General features: G+C 71.6%; 22 protein-coding genes and 1 tRNA gene. 12 read left to right on the forward strand and 11 right to left on the reverse strand.

The genetic code is table 11. The features are described from left to right. Window positions 1-36: 36 nt before the first annotated feature. Entirely contained in the window at window positions 37-648 is a 612-nt protein-coding gene (locus ACJOT3_RS13565; RefSeq protein ID WP_406972548.1) for a TenA family protein, read from the reverse strand. Between the two features lie 268 nt (window positions 649-916). Here ACJOT3_RS13565 and ACJOT3_RS13570 point away from each other — a divergent pair, with 268 nt between their 5' ends. Beyond that, window positions 917-3,298 carry a beta-xylosidase/alpha-l-arabinosidase gene (locus tag ACJOT3_RS13570; protein WP_406972550.1) on the forward strand — a complete coding sequence of 794 codons (2,382 nt, stop codon included), beginning with the start codon at window positions 917-919 and terminating at the stop codon, window positions 3,296-3,298. 153 nt (window positions 3,299-3,451) lie between these two features. On the opposite strand, the gene ACJOT3_RS13575 is transcribed toward ACJOT3_RS13570, so the two are convergent. After that, a tRNA-Leu gene (locus tag ACJOT3_RS13575) sits at window positions 3,452-3,534 on the reverse strand. Between the two features lie 231 nt (window positions 3,535-3,765). Here ACJOT3_RS13575 and ACJOT3_RS13580 point away from each other — a divergent pair. The 8 genes from ACJOT3_RS13580 (at window position 3,766) to ACJOT3_RS13615 (ending at window position 13,341) form a co-directional block, all read left to right on the forward strand. Then, window positions 3,766-4,530, forward strand: coding sequence for an FHA domain-containing protein (locus ACJOT3_RS13580; protein WP_421536138.1), 765 nt, complete (start codon window positions 3,766-3,768; stop codon window positions 4,528-4,530). A gap of 300 nt (window positions 4,531-4,830) precedes the next feature. Then, window positions 4,831-5,343, forward strand: a complete 513-nt coding sequence (locus ACJOT3_RS13585) for an FHA domain-containing protein FhaB/FipA (RefSeq protein ID WP_421536139.1) — start codon at window positions 4,831-4,833, stop codon at window positions 5,341-5,343. Further along, window positions 5,340-6,734 (forward strand): Stp1/IreP family PP2C-type Ser/Thr phosphatase, encoded by a 1,395-nt coding sequence (locus ACJOT3_RS13590; protein ID WP_406972554.1) that lies wholly within the window; start codon window positions 5,340-5,342, stop codon window positions 6,732-6,734. The genes ACJOT3_RS13585 and ACJOT3_RS13590 overlap by 4 nt, the downstream gene beginning before the upstream one ends. Before the next feature lie 6 nt (window positions 6,735-6,740). After that, entirely contained in the window at window positions 6,741-8,150 is a 1,410-nt protein-coding gene (locus tag ACJOT3_RS13595) for an FtsW/RodA/SpoVE family cell cycle protein (protein WP_406972556.1), read from the forward strand. After that, window positions 8,147-9,598: a peptidoglycan D,D-transpeptidase FtsI family protein gene (locus tag ACJOT3_RS13600; protein WP_406972558.1), complete on the forward strand. Its 1,452-nt coding sequence runs from the start codon at window positions 8,147-8,149 to the stop codon at window positions 9,596-9,598. The genes ACJOT3_RS13595 and ACJOT3_RS13600 overlap by 4 nt, the downstream gene beginning before the upstream one ends. Continuing rightward, window positions 9,598-11,043 (forward strand): serine/threonine-protein kinase, encoded by a 1,446-nt coding sequence (locus tag ACJOT3_RS13605; protein ID WP_406972560.1) that lies wholly within the window; start codon window positions 9,598-9,600, stop codon window positions 11,041-11,043. Before ACJOT3_RS13600 ends, ACJOT3_RS13605 begins: the two co-directional genes overlap by 1 nt. A 62-nt stretch (window positions 11,044-11,105) precedes the next feature. Further along, window positions 11,106-12,926, forward strand: a complete 1,821-nt coding sequence (gene pknB, locus ACJOT3_RS13610) for a Stk1 family PASTA domain-containing Ser/Thr kinase (RefSeq protein WP_406972562.1) — start codon at window positions 11,106-11,108, stop codon at window positions 12,924-12,926. A gap of 160 nt (window positions 12,927-13,086) precedes the next feature. After that, on the forward strand, window positions 13,087-13,341 hold the full coding sequence (locus tag ACJOT3_RS13615) for a cell division protein CrgA (RefSeq protein ID WP_406972564.1): 255 nt from the start codon (window positions 13,087-13,089) through the stop codon (window positions 13,339-13,341). A gap of 209 nt (window positions 13,342-13,550) precedes the next feature. Here the strand turns inward: ACJOT3_RS13615 and ACJOT3_RS13620 are convergent, their stop codons facing one another. Both ACJOT3_RS13620 and ACJOT3_RS13625 read right to left on the reverse strand, forming a co-directional pair. Beyond that, the gene (locus tag ACJOT3_RS13620; RefSeq protein WP_406972566.1) at window positions 13,551-14,456 is read right to left on the reverse strand and encodes a rhomboid family intramembrane serine protease; all 906 of its coding nucleotides are present in this window, start codon (window positions 14,454-14,456) and stop codon (window positions 13,551-13,553) included. Window positions 14,457-14,546: 90 nt separating this feature from the next. Continuing rightward, complete coding sequence (locus ACJOT3_RS13625; RefSeq protein ID WP_406972568.1) at window positions 14,547-15,071, reverse strand: peptidylprolyl isomerase; 525 nt, start codon at window positions 15,069-15,071, stop codon at window positions 14,547-14,549. Between the two features lie 310 nt (window positions 15,072-15,381). Here ACJOT3_RS13625 and ACJOT3_RS13630 point away from each other — a divergent pair, with 310 nt between their 5' ends. Next, on the forward strand, window positions 15,382-15,978 hold the full coding sequence (locus ACJOT3_RS13630) for a hypothetical protein (RefSeq protein WP_406972570.1): 597 nt from the start codon (window positions 15,382-15,384) through the stop codon (window positions 15,976-15,978). A 111-nt stretch (window positions 15,979-16,089) separates the two neighbouring features. Here the strand turns inward: ACJOT3_RS13630 and ACJOT3_RS13635 are convergent, their stop codons facing one another. The 5 genes from ACJOT3_RS13635 to ACJOT3_RS13655 all read right to left on the reverse strand — a co-directional run bounded on the left by ACJOT3_RS13635 (window position 16,090) and on the right by ACJOT3_RS13655 (window position 20,932). Then, complete coding sequence (locus ACJOT3_RS13635) at window positions 16,090-16,716, reverse strand: DUF1707 and DUF4870 domain-containing protein (RefSeq protein ID WP_406972572.1); 627 nt, start codon at window positions 16,714-16,716, stop codon at window positions 16,090-16,092. A gap of 287 nt (window positions 16,717-17,003) precedes the next feature. Beyond that, a complete protein-coding gene (locus ACJOT3_RS13640; RefSeq protein WP_406972574.1) occupies window positions 17,004-17,336 on the reverse strand; it encodes a WhiB family transcriptional regulator in 333 nt (110 codons plus the stop codon). 718 nt (window positions 17,337-18,054) lie between these two features. Next, on the reverse strand, window positions 18,055-19,488 hold the full coding sequence (locus tag ACJOT3_RS13645; protein ID WP_406972576.1) for an NAD(P)(+) transhydrogenase (Re/Si-specific) subunit beta: 1,434 nt from the start codon (window positions 19,486-19,488) through the stop codon (window positions 18,055-18,057). Further along, complete coding sequence (locus tag ACJOT3_RS13650; RefSeq protein WP_406972578.1) at window positions 19,485-19,784, reverse strand: proton-translocating transhydrogenase family protein; 300 nt, start codon at window positions 19,782-19,784, stop codon at window positions 19,485-19,487. The genes ACJOT3_RS13645 and ACJOT3_RS13650 overlap by 4 nt, the downstream gene beginning before the upstream one ends. Beyond that, window positions 19,781-20,932, reverse strand: coding sequence for a Rossmann-fold NAD(P)-binding domain-containing protein (locus ACJOT3_RS13655; RefSeq protein ID WP_406972580.1), 1,152 nt, complete (start codon window positions 20,930-20,932; stop codon window positions 19,781-19,783). Before ACJOT3_RS13655 ends, ACJOT3_RS13650 begins: the two co-directional genes overlap by 4 nt. 400 nt (window positions 20,933-21,332) lie before the next feature. On the opposite strand from ACJOT3_RS13655, the gene ACJOT3_RS13660 reads away from it, so the two are divergent. Next, window positions 21,333-22,232 (forward strand): bifunctional helix-turn-helix transcriptional regulator/GNAT family N-acetyltransferase, encoded by a 900-nt coding sequence (locus tag ACJOT3_RS13660; RefSeq protein ID WP_406972582.1) that lies wholly within the window; start codon window positions 21,333-21,335, stop codon window positions 22,230-22,232. Window positions 22,233-22,387: 155 nt separating this feature from the next. Here the strand turns inward: ACJOT3_RS13660 and ACJOT3_RS13665 are convergent, their stop codons facing one another. Next, complete coding sequence (locus tag ACJOT3_RS13665) at window positions 22,388-22,762, reverse strand: YciI family protein (RefSeq protein ID WP_406972584.1); 375 nt, start codon at window positions 22,760-22,762, stop codon at window positions 22,388-22,390. A gap of 181 nt (window positions 22,763-22,943) precedes the next feature. Then, on the reverse strand, window positions 22,944-24,356 hold the full coding sequence (gene pdxR / locus ACJOT3_RS13670) for a MocR-like pyridoxine biosynthesis transcription factor PdxR (RefSeq protein ID WP_406972586.1): 1,413 nt from the start codon (window positions 24,354-24,356) through the stop codon (window positions 22,944-22,946). A gap of 46 nt (window positions 24,357-24,402) precedes the next feature. Between pdxR and ACJOT3_RS13675 the strand changes: the two genes are divergently transcribed. After that, window positions 24,403-24,855, forward strand: coding sequence for a carboxymuconolactone decarboxylase family protein (locus tag ACJOT3_RS13675; protein ID WP_406972588.1), 453 nt, complete (start codon window positions 24,403-24,405; stop codon window positions 24,853-24,855). The last annotated feature ends 26 nt before the right edge of the window (window positions 24,856-24,881 follow it).

A 24,881-nucleotide genomic window follows, 5' to 3' on the forward strand; every position in this document is an offset into this window, starting at 1 on the left:
CGACACGGCCCGCACCCCCTTTTCGGTCATGGGGGCTCAGTTGTACGGGGTGTCCCAGAAGGCGAGTTCGTGGCGCATGCCCTCGCGGAAGAAGCGCTCGGCCCGCTCGGGGTCGGGGTCGGCCTCCTCCAGCATCCGCCCGTACTTCTCGGTCAGCTCGGTGAACCCGGGGTCGGCGTAGGTGTCGACCCAGCGGCGGTAGCGCGGCTCGGTCGGCCGGTCCTGCGCCAGGGCGATGCCCAGCTGGTTGTAGCCCCACATGCAGGGGTAGACGGCGGCGAGGCCGTCGCGGTAGTCGGCGGCGGCGTCGATGATCCACGCGGTGTAGGCGGCGCAGGCCGGGCCCTTGTCGCGGGTGGTGAGGTCGGCGCCGAACTCCCCGGACAGGGAGCGGTGCAGGGCCAGCTCCTCGTTGAGGGTGCTGTGCGCGATGCCCACCAGGTCGGCGAGGTGGCCGTCGGGCGCCTGCCAGGCCAGCCGGGAGAAGGCACGGGCGTAGTCGAGCAGGTAGAGGTGGTCCTGCTCCAGCCAGTAGCGGAAGGCGCGGTCGTCGAGGTCGCCGCGGGCGATGCCGGCGACGGTCGGGTGCGCGAGCTGTTCGGCGACCATCGGCCGCCCGATCTCGTGAAGGCGTTCGGTGATTCCCACGTCCGCAGTGTGTCATCTGTCCGGTTCGGGACGGGCGGGCACCCCCGCCACCACGGTTCATCGAAATTTTCGAGACCTGATCGCGCCTCCTCCCTGAGGACCATGGCACACATACCGCCATGAACAGGTATTTTTCGCCAGGCCAACAGCCCTCGTGTGATTCACCTCTCTCCCATCCTTGACCGGGCTGCCCGCCGAACGTACATTCTCGTTCCATTGGTTTCGATAAAACTTCCGATAGTTTCTGAACCCTGGAAAGAGCGCCCCCATGACCCCACCCCCCGAACCCCCAGGCGGCGCCTGGCGGGACACCTCCCTGCCCGACGGCGAACGGGTCGACCACCTCCTCGCCGCCATGACCCTGGAGGAGAAGGCCGCACAGCTCAACGGCGTCTGGGTGAGCGCCGACGCCTCCGGCGCCCCGGTCGCCCCCCACCAGAACGACCCCTCCCGCGAACCCCTCGCCTGGGAGGAGGTCATCGAGAACGGCCTGGGCCAGCTCACCCGCCCCTTCGGCACCCTCCCGGTGGACCCGGACGCCGGACGCGCCTCCCTGGCCCGCAGCCAGCGCGAGATCATGGCCGCCAACCGGTTCGGCATCCCCGCCATCGCCCACGAGGAGTGCCTGACCGGCCTGGCCGCCTGGCGGGCCACCATCCACCCGGTCCCCCCGGCCTGGGGCGCCGCCTTCGACCCCGGACTCGTCGAACGCATGGCCGCGGGCATCGGCGCCACCATGCGCCGGCTCGGCGTCCACCAGGGGCTCGCCCCCGTCCTGGACGTCGCCCGCGACCTGCGCTGGGGCCGCGTCGAGGAGACCATCGGCGAGGACCCCTACCTGGTCGCCACCATCGGCACCGCCTACGTGCGCGGGCTCCAGTCGGCCGGGGTCATCGCCACCCTCAAGCACTTCGCCGGGTACTCCGCCTCCCGCGCCGGGCGCAACCACGCCCCGGTGTCCATCGGCCCCCGCGAGCTCGCCGACGTCGTGCTGCCCCCGTTCGAGGCGGCCGTGCGCGAGGGAGCCCGGTCCGTCATGCAGGCCTACAACGACAACGACGGGGTCCCGGCCGCCGCCGACCGCCGGCTGCTCACCGACCTGCTGCGCGACACCTGGGGGTTCGAGGGCACCCTCGTCTCCGACTACTTCGCCGTCACCTTCCTGGACACCGTGCACCGGGTCGCCGAGGGCCCCGCCCGCGCGGGCGCTCTGGCCCTGGAGGCCGGCGTGGACGTCGAGCTGCCCGACCCGCACTGCTACGGCGATCACCTGGTGGATCTGGTCCGTTCCGGCGACCTCGACGAGGCGCTGATCGACCGCTCCGCCCGCCGGGTCCTGCTGCACAAGTGCTCCCTGGGCATGCTGGACCCCGGCTGGTCGCCCGACCCCGACGACGCCCCCGTCGAGCTCGACCCGGCGGAGCAGCGCGCCCTGGCCCGCACCCTGGCCGAGCGCTCCATCGTCCTGCTCGACAACCCGCGCGAGGTCCTGCCGCTGGCCGCCCCGCGCACCCTGGCCCTGGTCGGGCCGCTCGCCGACACCCCCGACGCCATGTTCGGCTGCTACACCTTCCCGGCCCACGTGGGCCGCAACCACCCGGGGACCCCGCTGGGGGTGCGGGTCCCCACCGTGTACGAGGCGCTGCACGACGAGCTGCCCGCCACCCGGATCGTCCACGCCCGGGGGTGCTCCGTGGACGGGCCCGGGACCGACGGGTTCGACGCCGCGGTGGCGGCCGCCCGGGAGGCCGACGTGTGCGTGGTGGTGCTCGGCGACCGCTCCGACCTGTTCGGCCGCGGCACCTCCGGCGAGGGCTGCGACGCCGAGGACCTGCGCCTGCCCGGGGTCCAGCAGGAGCTGTGGGAGGCGCTGGTGGCCACCGGCACCCCCGTCGTCGCCGTGCTGGTCACCGGCCGCCCCTACGCCCTGGGCGCGGTCGCCGACGCCTCGGCCGCGGTCGTGCAGGCGTTCATGCCCGGGGAGGAGGGCGGTGCGGCCATCGCCGGGGTGCTGTCCGGCCGGATCGACCCGGGTGGGCGGCTGCCCCTGTCCGTCCCGCGCTCCCCAGGCGGCCAGCCCGCCACCTACCTGGGCGCGCCGCTGGCCCGGCGCAGCGAGGTCAGCTCGGCGGACCCCACCCCGCGCCACCCCTTCGGGCACGGCCTGTCCTACACCTGCTTCTCCTGGGAGGACCCGCGGGTCGGCGGCCGCCCGCACGACGGCTCCCCGGTGTCCGTCCCCACCGACGGCGAGGTGACCGTGGGCTGCACCGTCCGCAACACCGGCCACCTGCCCGGGACCGAGGTGGTCCAGGTGTACCTGCACGACCCGGTGGCCCGGGTGGCGCTGCCGGTGCGGCGGCTGGTGGGGTACGCGCGGCTCGACCTGGAACCGGGGGAGGCGCGCGCCGTCGACTTCACCGTGCACGCCGACCAGTCGTCCTACACCGGCCCCGACGGGGTGCGCGCGGTCGACCCGGGCCGGCTGGAGCTGTCGCTGGCGGCCTCCTCGGAGAACATCCGCCACACCTTCACCGTGCACCTGACGGGGCCCGCCCGCACCGTCGACCACACCCGCCGCCTCACCGCGTCGGTGCGGCTGGACCCGGTGGACGAGGGGGTCGCGGCGCACGGCGGCGCGGGGCGCTGAGGGCACCACCGGAAGAGGAAAGGGGAGGACCCCGTGGCCGAGAACGGCCACGGGGTCCCGACCAGGTTCCGGAGAAAACCGTGCTCCTGGAACGCACCCATGAAACGAGAGAACCCGGTGACGATCGACTTACGATCTCCACCGGGTATCTTGTGGGCGAGGAGGGATTTGAACCCTCACATCCTTTCGGACACACGGACCTGAACCGTGCGCGTCTACCGTTCCGCCACCCGCCCGAGTGACATGCATTCAGTTATGTTGCCAGGTGATCCGGGCTTTTCGTCCGTTTCCCCCTGGCGACATGGATAAGGCTAGCACGGTCTGAGCGCGGGTCGCACATCGTTTCCCGGGGCCCCCTCCGGAGCCCCGACCGCCCCTCTTGCGGGGGTACGTATGAAACCAGGGGCACCATCGCCCGGTTACGATCGTCTACACATACGGATGTGGAGTACAAAGGGAGGTAGCTCGTGGGAGTGCTCCAACGCTTCGAGCGCAGGCTTGAGGGCATGATCGAAGGCACCTTCGCGATGGCCTTCAAGTCCGAGTTGCAACCGGTCGAGGTGGCGAGCGCGGTCCAGCGGGAGATGGACGAGCGCGCGGCGATCGTCGCACAGGGCCGGACCCTGGTCCCCAACGACTTCATCGTCGAACTGGCGGCCAGCGACAAGGAGCGCCTGGAGGTCTACGCGGACAGCCTGGGACAGGAGCTCTCCAAGCTCGCCCGCGACTACGCGACCGAACAGGGGTACTCCTTCGTCGGTCCGGTCCGGGTCCACTTCAGGTCCGACGAGGGCCTCAAGACCGGCCGCTTCCGCATCCGCTCCGGTGTGGTCCGCGGCACGATGGTGAGCAAGGAGGGCGAGGTCCGCACCCCGGTGGGCGACCCGACCCCCGGCGCGCAGCGCCAGGCCGGCCGCCCCCGCCTGCTGATCTCCCCCGGCGGCGCCACCGCCGAGGGCAGCATCGCCAGCCACGGCATGCAGCAGTCCTTCGAGCTGACCACCCCGGTCACGCTCCTGGGCCGCGGCACCGACTGCGACCTGCGCCTGGTCGACAACGGCGTCTCGCGCCACCACGTGGAGATCCGCCTGGACGGCGACGAGGCCATCCTGGTCGACAAGGGTTCCACCAACGGGACCTTCGTCAACGGCCAGCAGGTGCGCCAGGCCCGTCTGGTGGACGGCACGAGGATCAGCCTCGGCCGCACCACCATGACCTTCCGACGCGACTGAGCCGCAGTCCGGTAACAGTCGGGGGCTCCGACCGGCCGGCGCGATCCGGACGCAACCAACACCGTCGCGTCGGCGTCACAAAGGTCAAGTCCGAGGTCGGGTCCATTCGGACCTGCTGTCGGATATCCGGCCGGGAGGGTAGTCTCCGCGAAGACCCGACCGATCGGGCACAATGGCCGCGACCCGAGGGGCCGTGGACCAGCGACCTCAACTCACCGGAACGAAGGTGGGGAAGACACGGTGGCGGCGCCGATGACCGCCACCCCGGCCGGAGCACGACAGGGGCTGAAGAGCAGTTCGATGTCCAACTTGACCCTCATACTGATCAAGATCGCGTACCTCGCGGTGCTTTGGCTGTTCATCCTCATGGCGATCGGTGTGGTCCGCACCGACCTCTTCGGTCCCTCCAAACGCAAGCCGAAGAAGAAGCCGCGCCCCGCCGCCCGGCAGGCTCCCCGCGGCGGCGGCACCCCTTCGCACTCCGGGGCGGCGCCCGCCCGTCCCCAGCGCCAGCGCCGCAACGAGCCGTCCATCCTCGCCGTCACCCAGGGACCGCTGACGGGCACCACCATCCCGCTCGCGTCCCAGCCCATCCTCATCGGACGCGCGCCGGACTCGACCCTCGTCATCACCGATGACTACGCGTCGGGCCGCCACGCGCGCGTCTACTCCGACAACGGCCGCTGGTTCGTCGAGGATCTCAACTCGACCAACGGCACCTACCTCGGCCAACAGAAGCTGAACCGCCCCCAGCCCATCACGGTGGGGCAGCCCATCCGTATCGGCAAGACCGTCCTGGAACTGCGCAAATGACAATCGCTCTCCGATACGCGGCGTACTCCGACGTTGGATGCCTCCGCGAAGGCAACGAAGACTCCGGCTACGCCGGCCAGCACCTGCTCGCAGTGGCGGACGGCATGGGCGGCTACGCCGGCGGCGAGGTGGCCAGTTCCATCGCGATCTCCTCGATCAGCCGGCTCGACTCCGAGGACCACCACGCCGACAACATGGCCGAGGTGCTCCAGCAGGCCGTCGAACAGGCCAACGCCTCCCTGTCCCGGCGGATCATGGAGGAGCCCCAGCTGGAGAACATGGGCACCACCCTGACCGCCATGCTGTGGTCGGGTTCCCGGGTCGCCCTGATCCACATCGGCGACTCCCGCGCCTACCTGCTGCGCGGCTCGCGCTTCGAGCAGATCACCCACGACCACACCCTGGTGCAGACCCTCGTCGACGAGGGCAAGATCACCGAGGAGGAGGTCGCGACCCACCCGCAGCGCTCCCTGATCCTGCGCGCCCTGGACGGCAAGAGCCCGGTCGACCCCGACATCTCCAGGAACGAGGCCAAGGTCGGAGACCGCTACCTGCTGTGCTCCGACGGCCTGTCCGGTGTGGTCAGCAAGAAGACCATCCACGAGACGCTGGCCACCGAGGCCGACCCGCGCGCGGCCGCCAAGAAGCTCATCGACCTGGCCATCCGCGGCGGCGGCCCGGACAACATCACCGCGGTCATCGCCGACGTGATCGAGACCGACACCGACCGCGAGGGCCCCACCCGCACCGCCCAGGTGGTCGGCGCCGCCGACCAGCGCCGGGACATGATGGAGCAGGGGCACGACAGCCCGGCCAGACGCGCCCAGGAACTGCGCTCCAACGGCGGCGACACCGCCGAGATGGACCCCGTCGTCGACGAGCAGGCCTACGCCACGGCCCCGGCGCCGAACGGCCCCCCGGCGGGCGGCGCCTACGGCGCGCCCTACGAGGACCAGCCCTACGGCGAGTACGAGGAGCCCCCGGCCCCGCGCGGCCGGCGCGGCGGCCGCAACGAGCCCGAGCAGCAGACCCGCCGCTGGTGGCCGATGATCGTCGGCTTCCTGGTCGTCGTCGCGCTCGTGGGCGGCGCGGGCTACTACTTCGGACGCCAGTACGTCGACTCCCAGTACTTCATCGCGCCCTCGGAGTCGGGGGCGAACGTCGCGATCTACCGCGGCATCGACACCGACATCGCCGGGTTCAGCCTCTCCGAGCAGGTCGAGGACTCCGGGCTCGCGCTCGAATCGCTGTCGGAGGCCGAGCGCCAGTCCATCGAGAACAACATCCCGGCCAGCGACCTGCGGGACGCGCAGCAGCGGGTGGAGGCACTCCGCGCGGGCGCCGCCCCCGAGGGCGGGCAGGGCACGGAGAACGAGGAAGGAAGCGGGTGAGGCCAGGTGAGTGACACGTCGACACCCGAGGCCCCCACCGCACTCCCCCCCGTCAAACGGCGCAACGCCGAGCTGGTCCTCATCGTGGTGGCCGTCGTCATCACGATGCTGGGCATCGCGATCGCCGGTCTCAACCTCAGCGGCCGGGTCCCGGCCGCCACCTGGACCGTCGGCCTGACCTTCGGCGCCCTCGCCGTCGCCGCCCACGCGGCGATGCGGTTCGTGGCCCCCTACGCCGACCCGCTCATCCTGCCCTGCGCGCTCTTCCTCAACGGCGTCGGCGTCGCCATGATCTGGCGGCTCAACGCGGTCGAGAACGAGAACATCGAGAGCGCCGGCGTCGGCATGCAGCTGGTCTGGACGGCCCTGGGCCTGATCTTCTGCTTCCTCATCATCGTGTTCCTCAAGGACCCCCGGGTCCTTCAGCGCTACACCTACATCAGCGCGCTGGTCGCGCTGGTCCTGCTGGCCCTGCCGGCCCTGCCGGTCATCGGCCACGAGGTGTACGGCGCCCGGCTGTGGATCAAGATCGGCCCGGTCCAGTTCCAGCCCTCGGAGTTCGCCAAGATCGCGCTGGTCATCTTCCTGGCGTCCTACCTGATGAGCAAGCGCCAGGTGCTCCAGATCGTGGGCAAGCCGATCAAGGTCGGCCGCTTCACCCTCATCGAGCTGCCGCGCGCCCGCGACCTGGCGCCGATCCTGGTCGGCTGGCTGATCGCCATCGGCATGCTGGTCGTCCTGCGCGACCTGGGCACCTCGCTGCTGCTCTTCGGCACGTTCCTGGCCATGCTGTACGTCGCCACCCAGCGCTCCTCGTGGGTGACCCTGGGCCTGGTGATGTTCGGGGCCGGGGCGACCGTCGCGTACTTCCTGTTCTGGCACGTGCGCGCCCGCGTCAACATCTGGATCAACGCCTTCGACCAGGAGGTCTACGAGGCGGTCGGCGGCAGCCAGCAGCTGGTGCAGGGCATCGTGGGCATGGCCTACGGCGGCCTGTTCGGCACCGGCCTGGGCGGCGGCCGGCCCACCGACATCTTCGCCGCCGACAGCGACTTCATCCTCGCCTCCATCGGCGAGGAACTGGGCGTGACCGGCCTGCTGGCCGTGCTCATGGCCCTGTTCCTGCTGGTGGAACGCGGTATGCGGGTCGCCCTGGCCTCCACCGGTACCTTCAACAAGCTGTTGGCCAGCGGTATAGCGTTCGTGCTGGTCTACCAGACCTTCATCGTGCTCGGCGGCGTCTCGCGGGTCATCCCGCTGACCGGTTCGACCACACCGTTCATGTCCGCCGGCGGTACCGCGCTGCTGACCAGCTGGATCATGATGGGCATCCTGCTGCGCATCAGCGACAACGCGCGACGGCCGGCCCCGCAGGCGATCCAGGACGAGGGCGCGACCCAGGTGATCCGACGATGAACACGACGATCCGCAGACTGAGCATCTTCTGCCTGCTCATGTTCCTGGTCCTCATGGCCAACGTCACCTGGATCCAGGGCATCCAGGCCCCGACGATCAAGGAGGACCCGCTCAACCGGCGCCAGTACGCCGAGCAGGCCAGCGCCCCCCGCGGGCCCATCCTGGTGGGCGGGGAGAACGTCGCCTACTCGCAGAACATCGCCGACGAGGACAAGCCCGCCCGCTACCAGCGGGTCTACGAGGGCGGCCAGATCTACACGCCGATCGTGGGCTCCTTCCGCAACTTCGGCGCCTCCGGCATCGAGTCCGTCGAGAACGACCTGCTCAACGGCAGCGACGACCGGCTGGCGGTGCGCAACTTCCGCGACATGATCACCGGCCGCGAGCCCGAGGGCGCCCAGGTGCAGCTGACGCTGCTGCCCGAGGTGCAGCAGGCCGGGTACGACGCGTTCGACGCCCTGGGCGGCCGCAACGGCGCGGCGGTCGCGATCGACCCCAAGACCGGGGCGATCCTGGGCGCGATCTCCTACCCGTCCTACGACCCCAACCCGGTCGTGGACATCAACAACCCGAACGACTCCACCGCCGCGTACGTCGCCCTGGAGGGCGACGAGCGCAAGCCGCTGCTCAACCGGGCGCTGAACGAGCGCTACGCCCCGGGTTCGACGTTCAAGGTGGTCACCGCCGCGGCGGCGATCGAGAACCTGGGCGCCACCGCGGACACCACCCAGGAGGCCCCGGACGTCCTCCCGCTGGGGGCGGACCTGCGCAACGCCATGGGCAGCTGCAACGGCGGCCAGCCCGACACGCTGGCGCACTCGATCCAGATCTCGTGCAACACCTCGATGGCGAACTGGGCGATCGCGATGGGCGGCGAGACGCTCAGCGAGCAGGCGACGGCGTTCGGGTTCAACTCGGAGGAGGAGCTCAGGGTCCCGCTGTCGGTGGTCCCCAGCAACGCCCCGGTGGAGACCGACAACAACATCCTCGGCCGCAACGGCATCGGCCAGGGCACCATCGAGGCCACCCCGCTACAGATGGCCATGGTCGCGGCGGGGGTCGCCAACCGCGGCGACGTCATGCGACCCTACGTGGTGGACTCGGTGCGCGACTCCGACCTGTCGGTGATCACCCAGACCTCCCCGGAGGTCTACTCCGAGGCGGTCAGCGCCAGCACCGCGGAGACGCTCACGGACATGATGGTCCTGGTCACCACCGCTCCCGAGGGCAGCGGCCAGAACGCCGCCATCCCGGGCATCGAGGTGGCCGGCAAGACCGGTACCGCGGAGACCGGCCCCGACACCCCGACCCACAACTGGTTCATCGGGTTCGCCCCGGCGGACGACCCGCAGATCGCGGTGGCCGTCGTGGTGGAGTTCGGCGGCGGCAGCGGTAACGAATTCGCGGCCCCGGTCGCACGAGCACTGATGGAGGCAGTGGTTCTGTAGTGGGCACCTACGAACCTTCTTCCCAGAACGGTCCCGGTGGACTCACCGGGACCGTTCTCAGCGACCGTTACCGACTTGAGGAGCAGATCGGCTCCGGCGGCATGGGCACGGTCTGGAAGGCCACCGACACCCTGCTCAACCGGCCCGTCGCGGTCAAGCTCCTGCACCCGGCGCAGATGGCCGAGCCCACCGCCAGACAGCGGTTCCGCACCGAGGGGCGGATCACGGCGGGCCTCTCCCACCCCGGCATCGCCCAGGTCTTCGACTACGGGGAGGAGGACGGCCGCGCCTACCTCATCATGGAGCTGGTGGTGGGCGAGCCCCTCTCCCAGGTCCTCAAGGAGCGCGGCGGGCTCACCCCCGACGAGACCCTGGACTTCATCGGCCAGGCCGCCCAGGCGCTGGCCGCCGCGCACGCCCGCGGGGTGGTGCACCGCGACATCAAGCCGGGCAACCTGCTGGTCACCGGGGACGGCAGGCTCAAGCTCACCGACTTCGGCATCGCCCGCGGCGACATGTCGGTCACCCTGACCCAGACCGGCATGGTCATGGGGACCGCCCAGTACATCTCCCCCGAGCAGGCGTCGGGCCGGCCCGCCACCGGGGCCTCGGACCTGTACGCGCTCGGTGTGGTCGCCTACGAGTGCCTGGCCGGGGAGCCGCCGTTCACCGGCGACAGCCCGGTCGCCCTGGCCCTGGCGCACACCCGAGACGAGCCGCCGTCGCTGCCCGAGCACGTTCCCGACGACCTCGACGAACTCGTGTTCCTGCTGCTGTCCAAGGACCCCGAGGACCGGCCCGCCTCCGCGGGCGAGGTCGCGCACATGGCCGCGGTCATCCGCTCCGACGCGGGCACCGGGCCGCCGACGCCCTCCGCCGGGTTCGCCGGCGGGGTGGCCGCCACCCGGGTCGTGGCCGCGGTCCCCGACTCCGGGCGCACCACCGGGGTCACCCCCCGGCGCACCACCGGACAGCAGACCGTCGCTCCTGGTCAGGAGGACGACTCCGCTAGGCTGGCGTCCCAACGGCGAGTGGGGCTTCCGGTCATCCTCGCCGCGGTCGGCGCGACGGTCCTGATCGTCGCCGCCGTCCTGGGCGGTTTCTTCCTGAGCGGCAACCCGACCGACGGTGCGGACAACGTGCGCAACGACGATCCGCCCGTCGTCATCGAGAGGCCCACCTCCAGCCCTTCTCCCGAGCCCGAGGAGGACGAGTACACCGACGTGCCCGTCGTCCCCGAGTACGACACACCCCAGTACACGCCGACCACCCCCGAAGAGGTCCCCAGTCACACCCCGGAGCCCACCGACGGGGAGACCGACACCGAGACGCCCCCGGGCGACGGGGACGGGGAGCCCACGGACGGCGAGACCGATCCTGAACCGCCCGACCCGGGTGGCGAGGACCCCCCGCCCGGCAGTGAAGACACCGTGACGAGGCCATGAGCGTGAGACGCTCGGAGTAAGAAGGTCCGCACGCGGGCCCAGAACAAGGATCAGTACACGACATGTCCCAACCCCGGCTTTTCGGCGGGCGCTACGAACTCGACGGCATCGTCGGGCGCGGCGGCATGGCCGAGGTCTACCGCGCGCGAGACCTGAGACTCGACCGGCTGGTCGCCGTCAAGACGCTCAGGCACGACCTGGCCCGCGACCACGTGTTCCAGGCCCGCTTCCGCCGGGAGGCCCAGTCCGCGGCCTCCCTCAACCACCCCACGATCATCGCCGTCTACGACACCGGCGAGGACCTGATCGACGGGCTCTCGATCCCGTACATCGTCATGGAGTACGTGGACGGCCGCACCCTCAAGGAACTCCTCGACGACGACCGCCGACTCCTGCCGGAGCGCTCCGCCGAGCTCGTCGACGGCATCCTGCGCGCGCTGGAGTACAGCCACGACAACGGGATCGTCCACCGGGACATCAAGCCCGCGAACGTGATGCTGACCCGCAACGCCGAGGTCAAGGTCATGGACTTCGGCATCGCCCGGTCCATGGACGACAACCAGGCGACCATGACCCAGACCTCCCAGGTCATCGGCACCGCCCAGTACCTCTCCCCGGAGCAGGCGCGCGGCGAGCGGGTGGACCCGCGCAGCGACATCTACTCGACCGGGTGCGTGCTCTACGAGCTGCTGACCAGCCGTCCGCCGTTCACCGGCGACTCCCCCGTGTCCATCGCCTACCAGCACGTCCGCGAGGAGCCGGTGCCGCCGTCCCAGGTGGACCCGCAGGTGCCGGAGTGGCTGGAGGACATCACCCTGCGGGCGATGGCCAAGGACCGCGACCAGCGGTACCAGAGCGCCGCGGAGATGCGCGCCGACATCCAGCGCGGGCTGGCCGGGATGCCCACCCAGGCGGGCACCATGGCGATGGCCGCCGCCGGGGCGACCACGACGCTGCCGCCGGCGGGCGACCGGTACGGGGACCGCTACGACGACGGTTACGACGACGACTACGACGACTACCCGGACGAGAAGAAGAACAACACGGGCAAGATCGTGCTGTGGTCCCTGCTCGGCCTGGGTGTCATCGCCTCGATCATCCTGGTGGTCTTCCTGATGAGCCGGGGGCCGGGGGAGGCCGAGACGCTGGCGGTGCCCGACGTGGTCGGGGACTCGGCCGAGGACGCCAGGGCCGAGCTGGAGGAGGCCGGGTTCACCGCGGTCAAGGTCGAGCAGCGCGCCGAGGCCGAGGTCGAGGAGGGGACGGTCGCGGAGACCGACCCGCCCGCCGGCGAGGAGATCCCGCTGGACCAGACGGTCACCCTGTACGTCTCCAGCGGCCCCGACGCCCAGGAGATCCCCTCCGTGGAGGGGCAGAGCCAGACCGACGCGCAGAACACGCTCGACGAGGCCGGGTTCACGAACGTCATCGTCGAGCAGCAGAACCACGACACCATCGCGTCGGGGACGGCGATCAACACCGACCCGGGCGCGGGCAGCGAGGTCGCCCCGAACAGCGAGATCCGGCTCTTCATCTCCAGCGGCCCGGGCAACGCGACGGTCCCCGACCTGGTGGGGATGACCCGCGAGCAGGCGGAGTCGGCCCTGCGCGAGCGCGGCCTGACGGCCTCCTTCCACGAGGTGGAGGACGCCAACAACCCGCCCAACACGGTCGTCAGCCAGTCGATCGGCGCCAACCAGGAGGTGGCCCCGGGCACGACGGTCACCGTGACGGTGGCGATCGCCCCGGCCCAGCAGCCCGACCCGCCCACGGACACCGACCCGCCGACGCCGCCGGACAACGGCGAGGAGACCCCGCCGGAGAACGGCGAGGGGGAGCAGGAGCAGAACGGGTTCGTGTTCGCGCCGACGCTGCGGGACTGAGGACCGGCCGGAACCGGACAACGACGGGGTCGCCCTGATGGGCGGCCCCGTCGCCGTTCGTAGCCGTCTCGTGCCCGTCCCCGGGGTGACGGCGGGGTACGTGCTGGGCATAGACTGTGTTTCCGTTATCACCGGCCCCACCCGTACTGGAGCAGCGACCGTGCCCAAGTCCCGCAACGATCGCAAGAAGAAGGTCGTCTACACGCCGCCTCCTTCGAAGGAGCAGCCCAAGGTCACACCGCGCTGGCTGGTGCCGACCATGCTGGGCTTCTTCATCCTGGGCATCCTGTGGATCGCGGTCTTCTACATCGCGGGGCAGTTCGTGCCCTACATGCAGGACCTCGGCAACTGGAACCTGGCCATCGGCTTCTCCGGCATCATCGTGGCCATCATCCTGGCCACCCGCTGGCACTGACCTTCTCTGCGTGATCGCGGGTCGCCCCCCATGAGAGCGGGCGGCTCTCTTCATGCTGCCCGCGCCCGGGTCGGGCCGGCCGCGGATGTGCGAAGGTCGCGGATGCGCGAAGGCCCCGGAGCGGTGCTCCGGGGCCTTCGGTGTGCACGGCGGGCTCGGCCGACGTACGGCCCCGTCAGAAGTACGGCGCCGTCAGAGGCACAGGACCATCAGAGGTACAGCGCCATCAGCAGGTCCGGGGACGCGAGCACCAGCCCGGCCAGCACCACCGCCAGCAGGACCAGCGCCCCGGTGTGGACGAGGTTCCTGGTGCGCGGGGTGGCCGACCTGCCGGGCAGGTGGGCGTAGACCGCACCCAGCAGCAGGCCGACGGCCAGACCGCCCATGTGGGCGGTCCAGGAGATGCTCGGGAACACGAACGTGACGACCAGGTTGATGCCGATCAGCAGCGCCACCATCCGGACGTCCAGCCCGAGCCTGCGGCCGATCACGAACACCGCGCCGAACAGCGCGAAGATCGCCCCCGAGGCGCCGATGGACAGCGAGTCCGGGGCCGCCAGCAGGGTCAGCACCGAACCCCCCAGCGCGCCCAGCACCCACAGCGCCAGGAAGCGCCCGTGACCCAGCCACCGCTCCAGCTGCGGCCCCAGGGCGTACATGGCCCACCCGTTGAACAGGATGTGCCACAGGCCCGCGTGCAGGAACGCCGCGGTGATGAGCCGGTACCACTCCCCGCGGAAGGCCACCCCGCCGCCCCACATGCCGAACCGGTCCACCAGCGGTGAACCGGCGGTGTTGAGCGGCGAGCCCGCGGTGAGCATCTGGGCGACGTAGCCGACGCCCATCAGCGCCAGGATCGTCCAGGTGACGTACGGGGCCGAGACGACCCCGCCGCCGAAGACGGTCCTGGCCCTGCGCACACCGCGGTTGCCCTGGGCGACACACTCGGGGCAGTGCTGCCCCACCGACGCCGCCGTCATGCAGTCCGGGCAGATGGGCCGTTCGCACCGGGTGCACGACAGCCCCGTCACCCGGTCGGGGTGCCGGTAGCAGGTGCGCCGGGTGGGCCGCTGCGGTTCCGGATCGGCGCCGGACGGCGGGGGAGAGGCGGTCATGGTCTGGGTCTACCTCCTGTGCGCTGCCGTGGTCCCATGGGTGCTCCCGTGTCCCGTGGTCGCGCCCCCGAGGGGGCGCTCTCGTGGCCGCTAGCGGGTGATCTCGATGCTGTTGATCACGACGTCCTCGCGGGGACGGTCCTGGGCGTCGGTGGCCACCGTGGAGATGGCCTGGACGATCTCGTCGCCCTCGACGACCTCACCGAAGATGGTGTGGCGGCCGTCGAGCCAGTACGGCTTCTCCACGGTGATGAAGAACTGGGAGCCGTTGGTGCCCGGACCCGCGTTGGCCATGGCCAGCAGGAAGGGGCGGTCGAACTTCAGGTTCGGGTGGATCTCGTCCTTGAACGTGTAGCCGGGGCCGCCGCGACCGCTGCCCAGCGGGTCGCCGCCCTGGATCATGAAGCCCTCGATGACGCGGTGGAAGATCGTGCCCTCGTAGAGGCTGCCGTTGCCGGGCTTGCCGGTGGCGGGGTCCATCCACGGCTTGGAGCCGTCGGCCAGGCCGATGAAGTTGGCGACCGTCTCGGGCGCCTCCTCCTCGAAGAGCCGGATGACGATGGTTCCCTTGGAGGTGTTCAGCCGAGCGGTCGGCTGGCCCTTGGAGTCCGACACCTGAGTGCCTTTCGGTCGACTTCGTTGACGAGATCACGTTACCCGTCCGACACACGGGGTTCGGCGGAACCCGGCGAGACCGGGGAGAACGTCCTGCACGTCACGTTATGCACGGTTCACACCGTGTTCCGGACGTACCCCGTCGGCGGTGTCGAAACGCCGATCGCCGACGGAGAGGACGTATGTTGAGATAACACCCGGATAACGGGGAAGGACGACGGGAAGCCCGGACACGAGCCGTCGGCATCCACCGTCGGCCGCACCGGGTGCGACCGCATGAAATCGGTGAACGACCGAAGGAGCTGACGACGTGCCTATCACTGCAAAGCGTCGCAAGGCACGCAAGGAGGCCGAGGTGGCCATCGCCCGCCTGCAGGACCTGGCCAAGGAGCAGGCCGACCGGCTCGGCCCGTACGCGGACCAGGCCCGGGAGCAGGCGGCCCGAACGCTCCTCCAGGCCCGCGGCTGGACCGCGCCCCGGCTGGAGACCGCTGCCAACCGGGTCGAGGACACCGTGGCCCCCCGCGTGGCCGGACTGCTCACGGCGGCGGCCCAGCGGGTCGACCCCAAGCCCGCACGGCGCGGGCTGCGCGGCCTGCGCGGCAGCGGACGCCGCATCCCTCGCGGTGTCCTGATCGGAGGCGCCGCCCTGGTGGGCGGGGTCATCGTGTACTCGCTGGTCCGGATGCGCCAGGCGTCGCAGGACGCCGAGTGGCAGGAACACCTGGACCAGGCCCGCGAGCAGGTCAGGGAGACCCGGGAGAACCTGGAGGACAAGGCCGGAACGGTCGCGGAGAAGGCCGGCGAGAAGGCCGGTGCCGCCGCTCGGAAGGCGAAGGACGCCAAGGAGGCGGTCAAGGCCGCCGCGGGCGACCGCTCGAAGGACAACGGCCGGTCCGCTGGTTAGCGGACTCGGCGGACCGGTGGGTGCCGGGCCGGGACGATGTGGTCCCGCCCGTGCTCCCGTCCGGCGTTCGCCCGGCCTGCCCGGTGTCCCCGGTCGGTCCCGCCCTGTGCCCTAGTCGTCTTTGACGAGGCGGAACCGGCCGGGCATCGGGTAGCGCCAGTCCTTGCCCGTGAGGGCGACGACGGTGCCGATGGCCGGGAGGACGGCCCAGCCCACGACGAGGGCGATCAGGAAGAACGCCGGGATCACCAGCCAGATGGTCACCAGGCTCAGGACCGAGCCGATGATGCAGGCCAGCTGGAAGTTGAGCGATTCCAGCGCCTGGCGGCGGACGTACGGCGAGATGTTCGCGGACGCCAGGAACAGGACCAGCGGGGCGACGACCGGGAAGAAGTAGTTGCCCGCGTGGGCGGCCCCGGCGACCACGCGCTCCACGGCCGTGCTCTCGGGGTTCCCGCCCGGCCGGGAGCCTGTGGCGGCCCGGGCGGCCGGCGTGGCCGGACGGCCCTGCGGGGTGAGTCCCAGGTCCAGGGTGAGGGGTTCCAGGTCCGCGCCGTATTTGGCGCGCATGGCCTGGTCGAGACGCTCCTCGAACTCGTCTTCGTCGAGCTGACCCTTGCCGTAGGCCTCCCGAAGGATTTCGGTCACGGCGTCTCTGTCTGCATGGGTCAGCCGGATCTGAGGCTGTGGGCGCTCCCAGGGGCGCCTCACAGGGTGCTGAGGTTCCTGCACGACCACTTCCCTCTCCCCCGCGCTGGGAGTGCGACCGCAACGGCCGCACTCCCTCCATGATGCGCGACGAAAAGGTCGTCCGGTATCGGGATCGTCCCTGAGGATCCCCTGATCCGCCGTTCCCCGAGGGCCGACCTTCGTGGGTGCGGACCTCGACCTTCGTAGGGGGTGGCACCGTCCCTCCGCACGGCCGCCGGCCGTGCCCGGTCCCCGCCGGGGCTCTCCCTCCCCGGCCCCCGCGCCGTGTCCGGCGCGTCGGGTGCGGGCCGCGTCCTCCCACGCGACCCCGGATTCTACAGTCGCGCGGTGACGGGGGCCGTCTCCGCGTCGGGGGCCTCCTGGCGGTCCCGGTCCTCCTCGTAGCGGCGCTCGGCGCTGGTCAACAGGTCGTACCAGCTGGTGACGTCCTTGCGCCGACGCAGCAGGGCCCGCCGCTCGCGTTCGGTCATGCCTCCCCAGACACCGAACTCGATGCGGCCGTCCAGCGCCTCGGCGAGGCACTGGGTGCGGACCGGGCAGCCCCGGCAGATCAACTTGGCGCGGTTCTGGGCCGCTCCCTGGACGAACAGGGCGTCCGGGTCGATCTCCCGGCATTTGGCACGGGCCGCCATCTTCTCATTCCACATGTTGCCCCACTCCCAAGATCAGCATGTGTGGTGATCGGAAAACCCGCCGGCCGGTGAGCACCGGCGGGGGAGGAGGACGCGGGCCGAATCCGAGGGCGGGAACGTATCCGGGCGGGGGGCCGCCCGGGCCGACTTCGGGGGTCGATCGTTTCGGCGCGCTGTCTTCCTCGTTGTCGCTGGTGTCGAAACTACGGATCGTCTCAGTTCACCAACAGACCCCAACTGGCCTATTTCTCATATGGCCCAGTAGGACCATTGCACCTAGATGGAGTGTCATCATACACACACGGAGAGTTACACCACATCGGAGAAGGGGACCACCGCGACCCCAGCGAAAGACTCCACTCGCACCATTCCACGACAAGCCGGATGACCTGCGATTTCGCCCGGACCGACGGGCGTACGTCCCGGGTCGGACAGACCTCACCGAAGCGGGCCACTCGCCCCTGACACCCCCCGAACGGACTATGCGGCCCTCGCGGCACACACACTCCGCAACCCCGCAGGTCACCCATTTCGCACGGGTCCGACGCCCTCCCGGTCCCTACCGATCAGTAACCGAAAAGATTCTTCACGGTGCACACGCGAAATCCGCATTCGACCCTGACACGGAACCTCAACGCGCCTTTTTCTCGCCTATCCGCCAAACACTCCAATAGCGACTAATTCGGATAAGGCGGGCCGGAGTGAACACGCGTCACCCCGGCCCCACCTCCGCTCAGGCCGGGATGCCCGCCTTCAGCTCCCTGACCAGGTCGTCCAGGACCTGCTTGGCGTCCCCGAACAGCATCGTGCAGTTGTCGCGCTCGAACAGCTCGTTCTTGATGCCCGCGTAGCCCGCCGACAGGCTCCGCTTGACCACCATCACCCGCCGGGCGTTCTCCACCTCCAGGATCGGCATGCCCGCGATCGGCGACCCCGAGGCCGCCTTGGCCACCGGGTTGACCACGTCGTTGGCGCCCACCACGATGACCACGTCGGTGTCGCCGAAGTCCCGGTTGATCGCCTCCATCTCGACCAGCCGCTCGTAGGGGACGTTGGCCTCCGCCAGCACCACGTTCATGTGCCCGGGCATGCGCCCGGCCACCGGGTGGATCGCGAACCGCACCCGCACACCGCGCTCGGCCAGCGCGTCCGCGAGGTCGGCCGCCGACTGCTGGGCGCGGGCCGCCGCCAGGCCGTAGCCCGGGACGATCACCACGCTGCGGGCCACCTCCAGCACCATCGCCGCCTCCTCCGGGTCGGAGGACACCACGTGGTCGTAGGTCTCCTGGCCGTCGCCGACCTGCGCGGCGTCGCCCAGGCCGCCCGCGAACACGCCGAGCAGGCTGCGGTTCATCGCCGCGCACATGATCCTGGTGAGCATCAGCCCGGCCGCGCCGACGATGATCCCGCCCATGATGAGCATCGTGTTGCCGATCGCGAACCCGCTGGCCGCCACCGCCAGCCCCGACACCGAGTTCAGCAGGGAGATCATCACCGGCATGTCCGCGCCGCCCACCGGGGCCACCGCGAACACACCCGCGGCCAGCGACAGCACCAGCAGCGCGATCAGCGCGGCCGCGCCCAGCCGGACGTCGTCGGCGGCGACCGCGACGCCCGCGGCGAGCACGCCCAGGACACCGGTGGCGACCAGCAGGACCACCCGCCCCGGGATGCGGGTGAGGCCGCCCAGGCGGCCCCACAGCTTGGCCTCGGCCAGCACCGACCCGGAGAAGGTGATCGCGCCGATGATCACGGACACCGCCAGCGACAGCGACTCCAGCACGCCGAGCGAGCCCAGGGCCGCGCCCTCGTCCGGGGTGACCACCGCGTCCCAGAACAGGGCCAGGCCGATGAGCGCCGCGGCGGCGCCGCTGAACCCGTTGAAGCGGGCGACGACCTGCGGCATGGAGGTCGCCGAGGCCCGCATCACCGTGACGGCGCCGATCGCCGCCCCGACCAGCAGGCCCACGATGATCCACACGTAGTCCACCCGGCCCTGTTCGACCAGGGTGACCACGACCGCCAGCAGCATGCCCGTCGCCAGCATGAGGTTGCCCCGGCGCGCGGTGCGCACCCGGGCCAGGCGTTTGAGGCCGATCACGAACAGCGCCACCGGGACCAGGTAGGCCAGCAGCGCGAACTCGGCGGCACCGAGCGAGGTGTTCATCCGCGATCCCTTCCGGTGGTGAAGCTGCCGAGCATCCGGTCGGTGACCATGAAGCCGCCGACCACGTTGGCGGTGGCCAGCGCGACCGCCGCCACCGCGAAGAACGTCGCGACCGCCCCGGTGGTGGTCCCCGCCAGCACCAGGGCGCCAATGACGACCACCCCGGACATGGCGTTGGCCCCCGACATGAGCGGGGTGTGCAGCATCGGAGGGACCTTGGTGAGCAGTTCGTGCCCGAGGAACGCGGCCAGCACGAACACGTAGACCGAGAGGATGAGTGTCGCCGTCGCCGTCATCGGACCGTCCCCACGTGGCTGTCGTCGTCCAGGGCCCGGGCGGTGGGCCCGTGCACGGCCTCGCCGTCCCGGACCAGGACCATGGAGCGCAGCTCCTCGTCGTGGTCCAGCGACGGGGCGCCGTCCTCGCCGACCAGGTGCTCCACCAGGTGGGCGATGTTGCGCGCGTACAGGGCGCTGGCCTCCCGGGGCAGCAGCCGGGCCGCCTGCGGGACCGGGACCACCCGGGTCCCGGAGTGCTCGGTCACCTCGCCGCCGGGGTCGGTCAGGGCGCAGTTACCGCCGTCCTCCGCGGCCAGGTCGATGACCACCGAGCCGGGCGGCATCGCGTCCACCATCTCCTCGGTGAGCAGCACCGGGGCCCGCCGGCCGGGGATCTGCGCGGTGCAGACGACGGCGTCGGCCCGCGCCACGTGGGGCGCCAGCGCCTCGTGCTGGGCCCGGGCCAGGTCCGCGCCCAGCGCCTTGGCGTACGCCCCGCCCTCCTGGTCGGTGACCCCGGGGATGTGCACGAAGTCGGCGCCCAGCGAGCGGACCTCGCCGGCGGCGGCCGCCCGCACGTCGTTGGCCTTGACCGCGGCGCCCAGCCTGCGGGCGGTCGCGATGGCCTGGAGGCCCGCCACCCCCACGCCCAGGACCACGACCTCGGCCGGGCGGATGGTGCCCGCCGCGGTCATCGCCAGCGGGAACATCTTGTCGATCCGGTCGGCCGCCATGAGCACCGCCTTGTACCCGGCCACCCCGGCCTGGGAGGACAGCGCGTCCATGGGCTGGAACCGGCTGGTGCGCGGCACCAGCTCCATGGCCAGCGCGGTGACCTTGCGCTCCACCAGGACGCGGGCGGCGTCCACGGCGTGCACCGGGCGCAGCAGCCCGATGAGCAGGGAGCCCTCGGCCATGGTGGCCAACCGGTCCACGGACGGCGGGACGACCGAGACCGCGACCTCGGCCCGGGCGAACAGGTCCTCCCCCGGGACGATCGCGGCACCGGACTCTATGTAGGCGTCGTCGGAGTGGCCGGCCTTCTCCCCGGCCCTCGTCTCGACCTCGACATCGACTCCGTGGCGGATCAGGACGGACACCGTCTCCGGTGTCACGGCCACCCGCCCGTCGTTCGGATCATCGGAGCGGGCGAAACTCAACCGCATGTCATCACCTTCTTTCCTTCGCCGCCGGACACGGGGTCCGGCGTGACGGCAGGCCCGGGACAGCGGCCGAGCGCCGCGGTCCGGGAAAGGGATGCCGGGCCCTGAGGACCCGGGGTGTGGCTGTGACTCGAACCCGGAGCGCGGCGGGTCGGGGACAGGGGATGTGTTCTCACACGGCCGATGTGGCTGTCATTGGCCTGGGATGTGGTCATACCCACTGTCCCCCGGCCCGGACCGGGGCGACATCCCCCTAAATCGACAAAACCCGAAAACGGGATGTGCCCCGGTCGGGTTCCGGCCGCTCCGCAGGCCGGGGCCGATCGCGGCGCCGGCGGAGACCACCGGGGGCGTGCCCGGCCGGGGATTCCCCCGGGCGACTTCTCTGACTAGAGTCAGAGGAATGGAGGCTGAACGGATCCCACGCGACCAGATCGACGGCGTCCGCCGGTTCAACCGGACCGTGACCCAGCGGGTGGGCGCGCTCAACGACGCCTACCTCTCCCGGGACCGGCCGCTGGGCCTGGCCCGGCTGCTGTGGGAGATCGCCGACGGCGCCGAGGTGCGGGTGCTGCGCTCCCGGCTCGGGCTCGACTCCGGATACCTGAGCAGGCAGCTGCGGCGGCTGGAGGCCGACGGCCTGGTCACCACCGACACCGGCCCCGGCGACGGCCGGGTGCGCCGGGTGCGGCCCACCCCGGCCGGGACGGCGGAGCAAGGCGTCCTCGACCTGGCCTCCGACGACCTGGCGGCGTCCATCCTGGAACCCCTCGACCCCGCCCGGCGGGAGCGGCTGGTGGCCGCGATGGGCGAGGTGGAACGGCTGCTGCTGTCCGCACAGGTCCGCATCGGGGCGGCCGACCCGCGCGGCTCGGACGCCCGGTTCTGTCTGCGCTCCTACTTCGCCGAACTGGAGCGGCGGTTCGAGACCGGGTTCGACCCCGGGCGGAGCATCTCCGCGAGCGACGAGGAGATGTCACCGCCGCGCGGACTGCTCCTGGTCGCGACCCTCCACGGGGCACCGGTGGGGTGCGGGGCCCTGAAGCTGCACCCCGGGACCTCGACCGCCGAGGTCAAGCGCATGTGGACGGCGCCCGAGGTGCGCGGGCTCGGGCTGGGCCGCCGCCTGCTCGAACGCATGGAGGAGGAGGCCGCCGGGCGGGGGATACGCACCCTGCGGTTGGAGACCAACCGGACCCTCACCGAGGCCATCGGGCTGTACCGGGGCGCGGGGTTCACCGAGGTCGACGCGTTCAACGACGAGCCGTACGCCCACCTGTGGTTCGAGAAGGCACTGCACTGAGCGCCCACGGCGCCGCCGGTGCGGGCCCCGCCGCGGGGCGGCGCGGGCCTGCGCACCGCTGTTCCCCGCGGCGATCGCGTGGTTCGCCTTTCGGTCCGGGAACCTCCGACCGAACGGCCTCGTCGGCGGAGTAGCCGCGGGGCCTGCTCCGGCGCCTACTCCGGCGCCTCCTGGAGGGCGCGGACCTCGATGCGCGACTGCACGGCGGCGGAACACTGCTCGGCCCAGCCCACCGCGGTCTTCTCGTCCGGGGCCTCGATGATCCAGAACCCGCCGACGTACTCGGTGGCGTCGACGAACGGGCCGGGCGTGCGCTCGACCTCCGAACCGGTGGCGTCGACGGTGATCGCGCTCGACGGCGGGTGCAGGCCGCCGGCGTGGACGAAGGCGCCCGCCTCGACGAGCGCGGCGTTGAAGGCGCCGACCGCGGCCATCACGGCCTCCAGTTCGGCGGGGTCCATGTCCTGCATCGACTCCATCGTGGGCTCTTCGGCGGTGTCGTGCGGGATGGTGAGGAAGTACTGCGGCATGATCGGCTCTCTCTTCCGGTGGTCGGCGGTCCGAGTCGGGATCCGGCGCCGTGTTCGCCGGGCCGCCTGACACCACCCTCCCCGGTCACAGGGGGCACTGGCCAGGGTTTCGACGAGGGTCGAAAGTCCGTGTCGGTACAGCGCTGGTCCGGCGGTGGATCAGCGCTGGTCCGGCGGCGGTTCAGCCCGTGCCGGACAGGGCCAGGCACAGGGCGTCCACGGCGGCCGGGAAGGCGTGTTCGGGCGGGGTCCCGTACCCGACGACCAGCCCCTCGCGGGGCGGCATCGCGCTGTCGGGGTGCCGGTAGTCCGCCAGCCCGTCGACGGCCAGCCCCAGGCGGCGGGCCGCACGCAGCGCCGCGGCCTCACCGCCCTCGGGGAGTTCCAGGACGGCGTGCAGGCCCGCCGCGATACCGCCGACCCGGACCCCCGGCACGCGGCGGGCGAGCGTGTCCGTCAGCAGGTCGCGCCGCCGCCGGTACCGCTGCCGCATGCGGCGCAGGTGCCGGTCGTAGGAGCCGCAGGAGATGAAATCGGCCAGGGTGAGCTGGTCGACCACCCCCGACCACACCTCGCGCGGCCCCTTGGCGGCGAGCACCCGGTCCACCAGGAACCCCGGCAGCACCATCCACCCCAGCCGCAGCGCGGGCGACAGGCTCTTGCCGACCGAGCCGATGTACACGACCCGCTCCGGGGCCAGCCCCTGGACCGCGCCCACCGGCCGCCGGTCGTAGCGGAACTCGCCGTCGTAGTCGTCCTCGATCAGCAGCCCGCCGCGCGCCCGGGCCCAGTCGATGACCTCGGCCCTGCGCTCGGGGAGCAGCGCCCCGCCCAGCGGGAACTGGTGGGCGGGCGTCAGCAGCGCCGTCGCGGCACCCGACCCCGCCAGCTCGCCGACCCGGGCACCGCCCGCGTCGACCGTGAGCGGCACCGTGCGCAGCCCCGCCTGCGCGACCAGCTCCCGGTGGTAGCCCAGCCCGAAGGACTCCACCGCGACCGCGCCCTCCACCACCCGCCCCAGCAGCATCAGGGCGTGGGCGAACCCGGAGCAGACCACGATCCGCTCCGGGTCGGTGCGCACACCCCGGGCGCGCGCCAGGTACTCGGCGAGCGCGGTCCGCAGCTCCGGCCGGCCGCGCACGTCCCCGGCGCCGAACGCCTCGCTGGGCGCCTCGGTGAGGGCGCGGCGCACCGACGCGCGCCACGCCGAACGGGGGAACGCGGAGGCGTCCGGCGAACTCGGCGCCAGGTCGTGCAGGACCCGGCGGCGGGGGAGGCCCCGCGGGTCGTCCACCCGGTCCGGCCGGTCCGGCCGCAGCGGCGCCACCCGCCGGGCCACCCGGGTCCCCGAACCCTGCCGGGCGGTCAGCCAGCCCTCCTGGACCAGCTCCGCGTACGCCTCGGCGACCGTGTTGCGGGCGACGCCCAGATCCGCGGCCAGCCCCCGGTACGGCGGCAGCCGGGTACCCGGGGCCAGCCGCCCCGAACGCACCGCCTCGCGCAGCGCGCCCATCAACCGGGAGCGCACGCTCCCCTCCCCGGACAGGTCCAGGTGGAGGTCCGAACCGGTCGGATTGACCTCTGATTCCGCCATGGAAATGAACCATATCCCGGGTCTTTCCCGGTCCTACGGTCGAGCCATGACCACATTCCAGGTACCCCAGCGCATGAACTACGCCGACGTCGCCCCCGACGTCTTCAAAGCCGTCCTGGCCCTCGACACCGCCGCCCGCAGGGGGCTCGACCCCGTCCTCCTCGAACTGGTGCAGATCCGGGCCTCCCAGATCAACCGCTGCGCCTACTGCATCGACTACCACACCTCCGACGCCCGCAAGGAGGGCGAGACCGAGGCGCGCATCTACCAGCTCTCCGCCTGGCAGGAGTCCAGCCTCTTCACCGAGAAGGAGCGGGCCGCCCTGGCCCTGACCGAGGCCGTCACCCTGCTGCCCCAGGGCGTCCCCGACGCGGTCTACGACGAGGCCGCCCGGCACTTCCCCGAGCCGGAACTGGCCCGGCTGATCGCCCTCGTCTTCACCGTCAACACGTGGAACCGGATGAACGTCGCCACCCGCAAGACGCCCGGCACCCTCTGACCGCCGCGCGGGCGGCGGACCGGCCG

Origin of the sequence: Nocardiopsis protaetiae, from assembly GCF_045446735.1 — a bacterium.
Classification (GTDB): Bacteria; Actinomycetota; Actinomycetes; order Streptosporangiales; family Streptosporangiaceae; genus Nocardiopsis; species Nocardiopsis protaetiae.

What these genes read in the sequence shown, in the direction of transcription:
- ACJOT3_RS13570 (WP_406972550.1), top strand. Translation starts at nt 917, where the DNA reads ATGACCCCACCCCCCGAACCCCCAGGCGGCGCCTGGCGGGACACCTCC.
- ACJOT3_RS13585 (WP_421536139.1), top strand. Translation starts at nt 4,831, where the DNA reads ATGTCCAACTTGACCCTCATACTGATCAAGATCGCGTACCTCGCGGTG.
- ACJOT3_RS13590 (WP_406972554.1), top strand. Translation starts at nt 5,340, where the DNA reads ATGACAATCGCTCTCCGATACGCGGCGTACTCCGACGTTGGATGCCTC.
- ACJOT3_RS13600 (WP_406972558.1), top strand. Translation starts at nt 8,147, where the DNA reads ATGAACACGACGATCCGCAGACTGAGCATCTTCTGCCTGCTCATGTTC.
- pknB (WP_406972562.1), top strand. Translation starts at nt 11,106, where the DNA reads ATGTCCCAACCCCGGCTTTTCGGCGGGCGCTACGAACTCGACGGCATC.
- ACJOT3_RS13620 (WP_406972566.1), bottom strand. Translation starts at nt 14,456, where the DNA reads ATGACCGCCTCTCCCCCGCCGTCCGGCGCCGATCCGGAACCGCAGCGG.
- ACJOT3_RS13640 (WP_406972574.1), bottom strand. Translation starts at nt 17,336, where the DNA reads ATGTGGAATGAGAAGATGGCGGCCCGTGCCAAATGCCGGGAGATCGAC.
- ACJOT3_RS13645 (WP_406972576.1), bottom strand. Translation starts at nt 19,488, where the DNA reads ATGAACACCTCGCTCGGTGCCGCCGAGTTCGCGCTGCTGGCCTACCTG.
- ACJOT3_RS13650 (WP_406972578.1), bottom strand. Translation starts at nt 19,784, where the DNA reads ATGACGGCGACGGCGACACTCATCCTCTCGGTCTACGTGTTCGTGCTG.
- ACJOT3_RS13655 (WP_406972580.1), bottom strand. Translation starts at nt 20,932, where the DNA reads ATGCGGTTGAGTTTCGCCCGCTCCGATGATCCGAACGACGGGCGGGTG.
- ACJOT3_RS13660 (WP_406972582.1), top strand. Translation starts at nt 21,333, where the DNA reads ATGGAGGCTGAACGGATCCCACGCGACCAGATCGACGGCGTCCGCCGG.
- ACJOT3_RS13665 (WP_406972584.1), bottom strand. Translation starts at nt 22,762, where the DNA reads ATGCCGCAGTACTTCCTCACCATCCCGCACGACACCGCCGAAGAGCCC.
- pdxR (WP_406972586.1), bottom strand. Translation starts at nt 24,356, where the DNA reads ATGGCGGAATCAGAGGTCAATCCGACCGGTTCGGACCTCCACCTGGAC.
- ACJOT3_RS13675 (WP_406972588.1), top strand. Translation starts at nt 24,403, where the DNA reads ATGACCACATTCCAGGTACCCCAGCGCATGAACTACGCCGACGTCGCC.